The organism is Mycobacterium neumannii, assembly GCF_002245615.1.
GTDB lineage: Bacteria > Actinomycetota > Actinomycetes > Mycobacteriales > Mycobacteriaceae > Mycobacterium > Mycobacterium neumannii_A.
This window is the reverse complement of sequence record NZ_NKCO01000027.1, coordinates 60,293-67,771: the sequence shown is the minus strand read 5'-3', so window position 1 is coordinate 67,771 and position 7,479 is coordinate 60,293. Positions and strand designations below refer to the sequence as shown.

The following is a 7,479-nucleotide window of genomic DNA, read 5'->3' as shown; positions in this document are numbered from 1 at the left end:
AGATGTGTATAAGGGGCAGGTGCCCGGTTCGGTCCGCGGAGACTCCGGCGCAGGCGGCGGTTTCGGTGTCGGAGGCGGCGGTGTCACCGTGCGGGGGGTCTCGGGTGCCGGAGTGCCCTCCTCACCACGAAAGGGTGGATTATTCGGCAGCCCAGGTGAATTCGGCGGCCCCGGACTGTGCGGCGCAGTGGTGCGCGGCGCCGGTGGTGGCGGCGGTGTGCAGATCGGCAGCAGAGAATCGCGCGCCAGCTGGTTGATTTGGGTGATCGCCTGATCCTCCGACCCGGTCGGCAGACCGGAGATGACCTGTCGCTGTTCGGACGGTTTGAGGTCGCTCACCCGAAATGGCTGACAGTCGCGCGGTTCCTGGCCGGGACTGATCAGCGTCAGCCCGTTGCGTTCGGTCAGGCAGCCCTTTCGGTACGGCTCCTGCAGCGGGTAGCCGAGGATCGATCCGGGCACACCTCGCATGATCGAGACGACGTCGTCATGGGCGGTGACGTAGAAGTTGCTGCGGATGATCTCGCGACCGACGGCCAGTCCGGCAAGGACGACCAGTACCACGAGGGCGGCGGCGATGAACATTCGCCGCCGCGACTTGGGCGGTCGCGGCGGTTCCTCCGGTTCCGGTAGCGCGCGCTTGGCTTCGTTGCGTCGCGGGTTGAACGCCGACGCGCGACCGGCCGCGGTGTTGGGTGGTGGTTGGTCGTCATCGCCCGATACCGCACCGGCGATGATCGGTTGGGTCTGCCCGTAGTCGTGGGCGTTGTTGTCGATGACGTCGGCGACCACGACGGTGACGTTGTCGGGACCGCCGCCGCGCAGCGCCAATTCGATGAGCCGGTCGGCACTTTCGGCGACATCGGAGATCTGCAACGCCTCGAGGATGGTCTCGTGGCTGACCGGGTCGGACAGGCCGTCGGAGCACAGCAGATAGCGGTCGCCTGCGCGCGCCTCCCGCATGATGAGCGTGGGCTCGACCTCGTGGCCGGTCAGCGCGCGCATGATCAACGACCGCTGCGGATGACTGTGCGCCTCCTCGGCGGTGATGCGGCCCTCGTCGACGAGCGTCTGGACGAACGTGTCGTCTTTGGTGATCTGGGTCAGCTCCCCGTCGCGCAGCATGTAGCCGCGCGAGTCTCCGATGTGCACCAAGCCAAGTCGGTTGCCCGCGAACAGGATTGCGGTCAACGTGGTGCCCATGCCCTCGAGCTCGGGGTCGGCCTCCACATGCGCGGCGATCGCTGAGTTGCCCTCGCGCACCGCGGCGTCGAGCTTGCTCAGCAGGTCGCCCCCGGGTTCGTCGTCGTCGAGGTGGGCCAGGGCGGCGATCACCAGCTGAGAGGCCACCTCGCCCGCGGCGTGCCCACCCATACCGTCGGCCAGCGCGAGCAGGCGGGCGCCGGCGTACACCGAATCCTCGTTGTTCGCCCGAACCAGGCCGCGGTCGCTGCGCGCGGCATATCGAAGCACCAGGGTCACGGGCGCAGCTCGATTACCGTTTTGCCGATCCGAACCGGCGTGCCTATCGGAACGCGTACCGCCGTCGTCACCTTCGCCCTGTCGAGGTATGTGCCGTTGGTCGATCCTAGGTCCTCGACGTACCATTCCGAACCTCGAGGCGACAGCCTCGCGTGGCGCGTCGAGGCGTAGTCGTCGGTCAGGACCAACGTCGAGTCGTCGGCCCGCCCGATCAGCACCGGCTGACTGCCGAGCGTGATGCGGGTGCCGGCCAGCGCACCCTCGATGACCACCAGATGACGGGCCACGTTACGGCGGGCTCGGTTGGGTAGCAGCGAGGCGCGCAGCGGCAGCCCGCGCCGCACCATGACGGCGCCGGTGGGGGCGTAGAGATCCGTCCGCAGGATTCGCAGCACCGACCAGATGAACAGCCATAGCAGCAGCAGGAATCCGACGCGCGTCAGTTGCAGTACCAACCCCTGCATCTGACGTCCTCTCCGTCTCCATCCCGTTCAGCCGCCTCGGCACCGCAGCCAGCCTCGGCACCGTCACGATACTTGGACGGTTACCGACATGAGGGGGAAGCGACAGCTTCTCCGCCCCGGGCGGGCGCTCAGTGCACGCGGACGATGATCTCGGAGTGGCCCAGCCGGATCACGTCGCCGTCCGCGAGCTGCCACTCCTGAACGGGCGCGTTGTTGACGGTGGTCCCGTTGGTGGAGTTCAGGTCGGACAACAACGCGACCTGACCGTCCCAACGGATCTCCAGATGCCGCCGGGACACCCCGGTGTCGGGCAGCCGGAACTGTGCGTCCTGGCCGCGGCCGATCACGTTGGTGCCCTCGCGCAGCTGATAGGTGCGACCACTGCCGTCGTCGAGCTGCAGCGTGACGGTCGCGGCGCCCGTGCCGTAGTCGGCCTGGCCGTAGCCGCCGCCGTAGCCGGCCGGCTGACCGTAGTCGTAGCCGCCGCCTGCGGGCTCGGAGTAGCCGGGTTCGGCGTAGCCGCCTGCGGGGGCGTCACCGTAGCGGCCGTAGTCCGGCGGAGCGCCGTAGCCCTGGTCCTGCCGCCCGTACGGCTGTCCGCTGTAACCGCCCTGGTCGGGATAGCCGCCCTGGTCCGGGTAGCCGCCCTGATCCGGATAGGCCGGACGGCCGTAGCCGCCCTCCTCGTGGCGGCCGGGGGCCGGGGGACGCCCGTAGTCGTAGTCGGGCCCGGGTGCGCCGCCGTATCCGGGCTGGCCGCCCTGCGGGGGACCGTAGCCACCCGGGGCCTGGCGGTAACCCTGGTCCGGGTAGCCGCCCTGCGGCGGCGGGCCGTAACCGGCGGGCGGGCGCTGCTCGTATGACGGCGGCGGGTAGCCCTGGTCGGGGTAGCCGCCCTGGTCGGGGTAGCCACCTTGGTCCGGGTAGCCGCCCTGATCCGGATAGCCACCCTGGTCGGGGTAGCCGCCCTGGCGCGGGGCGTACGGATCGCCCTGCGGCGGGTAGGCGCCCTGCTCGGGCGGCGGATAGGGGCCACGGTCGTCGGGGCGGCCGTAGCGATCGTCCTGCGAACGGTCCTGCGGACGGTCTTGCGGACGGTCGTAGTACTCGTCGGCGGGCCTCCCCGGCCCCTGGCCGCCGCGGTAGGTCGGGTTGTCGCTCATCGGTGGTACTCCTGATTCTGCGCTGGACGCACGTACATGGTGTGGTGGTGCGGGTTCGCCAGTGGTCGTGTCGGGATTGACCGCTCCACGCGCGCGAAACTGTCCGGTGTGCAGGGTGGGTGATTGTTCGAACCTGACGACCACATCACCATACGTTTGCCACCCCTGCTCACGGATGTATCCCTCCAAGTGCTTGGCAAAAGTCGCTGACGTGAGGTCTGGGTCGGCGCTCACCTTCTGATAGTCAGGCACACTGAGGGTAATGACGTAGTCGTTTGGTGCCAAAACCTGACCGCCGAGCACTTCGCGTCCGCCGGTGTCTGCCTCCCGCCGAAGCATCGCCTCGACCTCCTGCGGGACGATCGAACCGCCGAACACCCGGGCGAAGGCATCGCCGACCGTCGACTCGAGCTTGCGCTCGAAGCGGTCGACTAGACCCATGTCACCGCCCGCCTCACTCGGTCGTCGTCCGTCGGCACTGCTCACCGCGACGGGAGCCAGCGTGTCGCCTGGCCACATTGTTCATGTGCATGGTATCGGCCGAGCGCCGGACAGCGGGACCAACAGAACTCTGAGAATCGAATCACCGCAGTTCAGCGCCCTCGATCACGATCGGCCAAAAGTACCGGGGGCCAGCCGGTACGGTTGGGGAGCCGGGTGTTGTGCGTGATAGGCTCCCCCGGTTGTTGGGGCGAGTGGCGGAATGGCAGACGCGCTGGCTTCAGGTGCCAGTGTCCTTCGGGACGTGGGGGTTCAAGTCCCCCTTCGCCCACAAGCAATGAGACGAGCCACCGGATTTCGGTGGCTCGTCTCATTTGTATGACGTCGGCGGCCGGCGTCGGCACGCCTGAATCTGCGGCCGGCTGCCCGCGGGTAATTTGCGAGACATGCGGAACGCGATCTTTGCGCTCGTATCTGTCGTCGCGCTGCTTGCCACGGCGTGCACATCGACCGTCGAGGGGTCCGCGGTGCGGGCCGCGGGTGGGCCCGTGCTGGATTTCGACCGGTTGGACCCGGGCCGGTACCCAACGGCACCGCGGGATCCGCTCGGCGTCGCGGGCGACCCGATGCTCGGCGGGGTGCTCGAGGGCCAGCGACTTGCCAACCACGTCATCGGGCCGTGGGAGGTCGACGAGGCGCTGACGGAATGGTTCGGCCTGGGCGCAATGGTGCTGCCCCGCGCCGAAGCGCTGGCCATGATCGGCCCGATGAACGTCGCCGCAGCGGCGGCCCGGCACGACTTCATCACCGGCTTCGCCACGACGCGGACCGAGAAGAACAAGCAGATACTGCTCAACGCCGTGCTGCGCTTCGGCGACGATCGCGCTGCCCAGGCCGCGGCCGACGACATGGGCGACGCGGTATCGCAGCCGCAGGGCGCCGACGGACCGTCGCCGAAGCTGGAGATTCCCGGCCACCCCGAAGCGCGCGCCAGCAGTCACACCGGGACCGATCGCAACATCGGGAAATTCGGTGCGGTGCGGTCGTTCACCGCGCACGGGTCCTACGTGCTGATGCAGCTGGCGCAGGCGACCGCCGGTATCGACGCCGCCACCCGGCTGGTGACCGAGAGCCTGGACCTGCAGGCGCCGGAGATGGACAAGTTCCGAGCCACCGACCCGAGCGAGCTGGCCGACATCTCGATCGATCCGACCGGCCTGTTGGCCCGCGCGCTCCCGCTCGACGGCCGCGACCCGACGTTCACCAAGGGCGGGACCTACGAACGGCGGGGTGCGCTGCACTTCCAGTCCGATCCCGTGCGGTCGGCCAAGCTCTTCTCCAACACCGGCGTCGAGCTGGTCGCGATGGCGGGCACGACCGTCTACGAGGCCGAGGACGTCGCGGGCGCCGAAGGCGTGGTCGAGGAGTTCGCCGAGGAGGTGTCGGCGACGGCTAAGCCGGCAAACCCGGTGCCGGACATGCCCGGCAGCCGCTGCCTGCGCACGAACGAGGGCAGTTTCTACTGTCTGGCCACCGCCGACGAGTACACCATCGAGACCAGTGCCCCGACTCTGCTTGCGGCACAACAGATGACGGCCGCGCAGTACATCATGCTGATGAGCTAGCCAGTGCGCAGCGAAGTCGGCGGCCGCCGCGGCAGGTCGGGTCCGCATCATTGTCGCCGCGCTGTAGCCCATCCCGGTGACGGTCATCGCCGCCGCGACCTGACAAGATCGGGCCGTGGGCAAGAACGAACGCGCGAAGATCGTCATGTCTGACGACGAGATCGCCGAATTCATCGAACGCAGCCGCACCGCGACGATGGCGACCGTGCTTCCTGACGGGCGGCCGCACCTGGTCGCGATGTGGTATGCCGTGCTCGACGGTGAGATCTGGTTCGAGACGAAGGCCAAGTCGCAGAAGGCCGTCAACCTGCGACGCAACCCGACGGTCACCGTGATGGTCGAGGACGGCCACACTTACGACACGCTGCGCGGCGTGTCCATCGACGGCAGGGCCGAGATCGTCGACGACCCGGAAACCATTCTGCGCGTAGGTATCAGCGTGTGGGAGCGCTACACGGGACCCTATTCCGAGGACATGCGCCCGTTCGTCGACCAGATGATGAAGAACCGCATCTGCGTGCGGGTGGTACCGCTGCGCACCCGCAGCTGGGACCACCGCAAGCTCGGTATGCCCGAGATGCCGTTGGGTGGCAGCACCGCGCAGTACCTAGGTTGATCCCATGGACCCGAACAACAAGCCCAAGCAGCTGAACTCGCCTGTCGTCACGAAGATCATGAAGTACGCGGGCAAAGTGCACGTGTGGGTGTATCGCCGCTCGGGCGGCAAGATCGGCGCGACGTGGCGGGTGGGCGCGGGTTTCAAGAAGCCGGTACCGACGCTGCTGCTCGAGCACATCGGGCGTAAATCCGGCAGACGGCTGGTGTCGCCGCTGGTCTACATCAACGACGGCGACGACGTGATCGTCGTGGCGTCCCAGGGCGGCCGCGACACCGATCCGCAGTGGTACCGCAACCTGGTGGCCAATCCCGAGGCCCATATCGAGATCGGTTCGGACCGCCGAGCGGTGCGCGCCGTCACGGCCACGCCCGAACAAAAGGCGCGGTTGTGGCCGAAGCTGGTCGAGGCGTACGCGGACTTCGACACCTATCAATCGTGGGCCGACCGCGAGATTCCGGTGGTCATCCTGCAGCCGCGCTGACGACACGCCGAGTGCGATCCATCTCACACCCCTGAGGCGTTCGACTCCCCCCACACGCCGGGTAGCCAACAGGACAGGTGCACCCCAGCGCCGACCGAAACCGTCAACGCTTAAGGGGCGAAAATCTATGACTACCAAGAACACACTGATCGCGCAGTTGCGCACGATTCTTGACCTCACGCACACCGAGATCCAGGTCGCTGAGACCCGGATCGCGCAGGCCCGTACCGAGGCTGTCCGTCGTGAGCTGACTCAGAACGCCGAGAACGGCCGTATCCGTGCCGAGGCGATCGAGAAGGCGATCCGCGACCTGGGCGGCTTCCCGGACACGATCGGCCCGTTCCTGGGCCGTGCCGCCGCCGCGGTAAAGGCGCTCACCGAGCAGGCACAGCCGTTCGATGAGGCGCTGCTCGGCGACCTGGCGCTCGAGGACCAGCTGCTCGACCGTGCCCGCTACGTCAAGGCACTCGCGGTCGCAGCCAAGGAGCCGGCCGTGCAGGATCTCGCCGATCGCCTGATCACCGCGCACTCGGCGACGGTGAACTGGCTGACGACAGTGCTGGCCGAGGATGCCCTCGGCGGCCCGGCCGCGCTGCAGCGCACCCCGCTGCAGGCTGCTGCGGGTACCGCGGTGAAGCTGGTGAACCTGCCGGGGCAGTGGTCGGCACAGTCGGTCGAGCGGCTCGCGGAGCTGCTGCGTTCGGCCGGACCGGCCGTCGATGATCTGCGCGAGCGTGCCCAGCGCGCCAGCGAGATCACCTTCAAGGCGCTAGGGGCGTCGCGCGACGGTGCCCTGCGCAGCGCGGAGAAGGTTGTCCGCCGCGAGGGTGCCGGCGACGCGGCCGATGCGCTGCACAAGGCGCGTGCCGAGAGTGGCGTCGTCGACGCCGACGAGCTGCCGATCGCCGGGTACGAGGATCTCAACCTCAGCGACGCGGTGGCCGCGGTGAAGGATCTCGACGATCCCTCCGACATCCGCACGATCATCGCCTACGAGGAGATGCACAAGAACCGCCAGCGGCTGGTGTCGGCAGCGCAGACGCGCCTGGCCGATATCGCGCAGGAGGTCGTGGGCATCAGCTGACCTTTTGGATGGCACCGGAAGCACCCCGCGGGAAACCGCGGGGTGCTTCTTGTGTTGCGGCGGTTTCGGTGGCGTTGCCGAGTTCTGCGGCAGGGCTGTGAATTGTCGACGATCGCGACC

At 68.2% G+C, this 7,479-nt stretch carries 7 protein-coding genes and 1 tRNA gene; 5 read left to right on the top strand and 3 right to left on the bottom strand.

Going from position 1 to position 7,479, the window contains the following annotated elements:
• From CEX88_RS22995 to CEX88_RS22985, 3 genes are all read right to left on the bottom strand, one after another.
• Positions 1-1,482 (bottom strand): PP2C family protein-serine/threonine phosphatase (locus CEX88_RS22995; RefSeq protein WP_094295266.1); only part of this gene is annotated, 1,482 nt, incomplete at its 3' end.
• Positions 1,479-1,946, bottom strand: a complete 468-nt coding sequence (locus CEX88_RS22990; protein WP_064394676.1) for an FHA domain-containing protein FhaB/FipA — start codon at positions 1,944-1,946, stop codon at positions 1,479-1,481. The genes CEX88_RS22990 and CEX88_RS22995, both read right to left, overlap by 4 nt.
• Before the next feature lie 128 nt (positions 1,947-2,074).
• Entirely contained in the window at positions 2,075-3,550 is a 1,476-nt protein-coding gene (locus CEX88_RS22985; protein ID WP_094295273.1) for an FhaA domain-containing protein, read from the bottom strand.
• Between the two features lie 248 nt (positions 3,551-3,798).
• On the opposite strand from CEX88_RS22985, the gene CEX88_RS22980 reads away from it, so the two are divergent.
• The 5 genes from CEX88_RS22980 (at position 3,799) to CEX88_RS22960 (ending at position 7,359) form a co-directional block, all read left to right on the top strand.
• Positions 3,799-3,881, top strand: a tRNA-Leu gene (locus CEX88_RS22980).
• A 115-nt stretch (positions 3,882-3,996) separates the two neighbouring features.
• Positions 3,997-5,175 (top strand): DUF7373 family lipoprotein, encoded by a 1,179-nt coding sequence (locus CEX88_RS22975; RefSeq protein ID WP_094295265.1) that lies wholly within the window; start codon positions 3,997-3,999, stop codon positions 5,173-5,175.
• Positions 5,176-5,290: 115 nt separating this feature from the next.
• Positions 5,291-5,791, top strand: coding sequence for a pyridoxamine 5'-phosphate oxidase family protein (locus tag CEX88_RS22970; protein WP_066849890.1), 501 nt, complete (start codon positions 5,291-5,293; stop codon positions 5,789-5,791).
• 4 nt (positions 5,792-5,795) lie between these two features.
• Positions 5,796-6,275, top strand: a complete 480-nt coding sequence (locus CEX88_RS22965; RefSeq protein ID WP_094295264.1) for a nitroreductase family deazaflavin-dependent oxidoreductase — start codon at positions 5,796-5,798, stop codon at positions 6,273-6,275.
• A gap of 127 nt (positions 6,276-6,402) precedes the next feature.
• Complete coding sequence (locus CEX88_RS22960) at positions 6,403-7,359, top strand: coiled-coil domain-containing protein (protein ID WP_066849880.1); 957 nt, start codon at positions 6,403-6,405, stop codon at positions 7,357-7,359.
• The last annotated feature ends 120 nt before the right edge of the window (positions 7,360-7,479 follow it).

Bases quoted from the DNA above. Each gene is read 5' to 3' on its own strand.
- CEX88_RS22985 (WP_094295273.1), bottom strand. From the start codon at position 3,550: ATGGGTCTAGTCGACCGCTTCGAGCGCAAGCTCGAGTCGACGGTCGGC.
- CEX88_RS22960 (WP_066849880.1), top strand. From the start codon at position 6,403: ATGACTACCAAGAACACACTGATCGCGCAGTTGCGCACGATTCTTGAC.
- CEX88_RS22965 (WP_094295264.1), top strand. From the start codon at position 5,796: ATGGACCCGAACAACAAGCCCAAGCAGCTGAACTCGCCTGTCGTCACG.
- CEX88_RS22975 (WP_094295265.1), top strand. From the start codon at position 3,997: ATGCGGAACGCGATCTTTGCGCTCGTATCTGTCGTCGCGCTGCTTGCC.
- CEX88_RS22990 (WP_064394676.1), bottom strand. From the start codon at position 1,946: ATGCAGGGGTTGGTACTGCAACTGACGCGCGTCGGATTCCTGCTGCTG.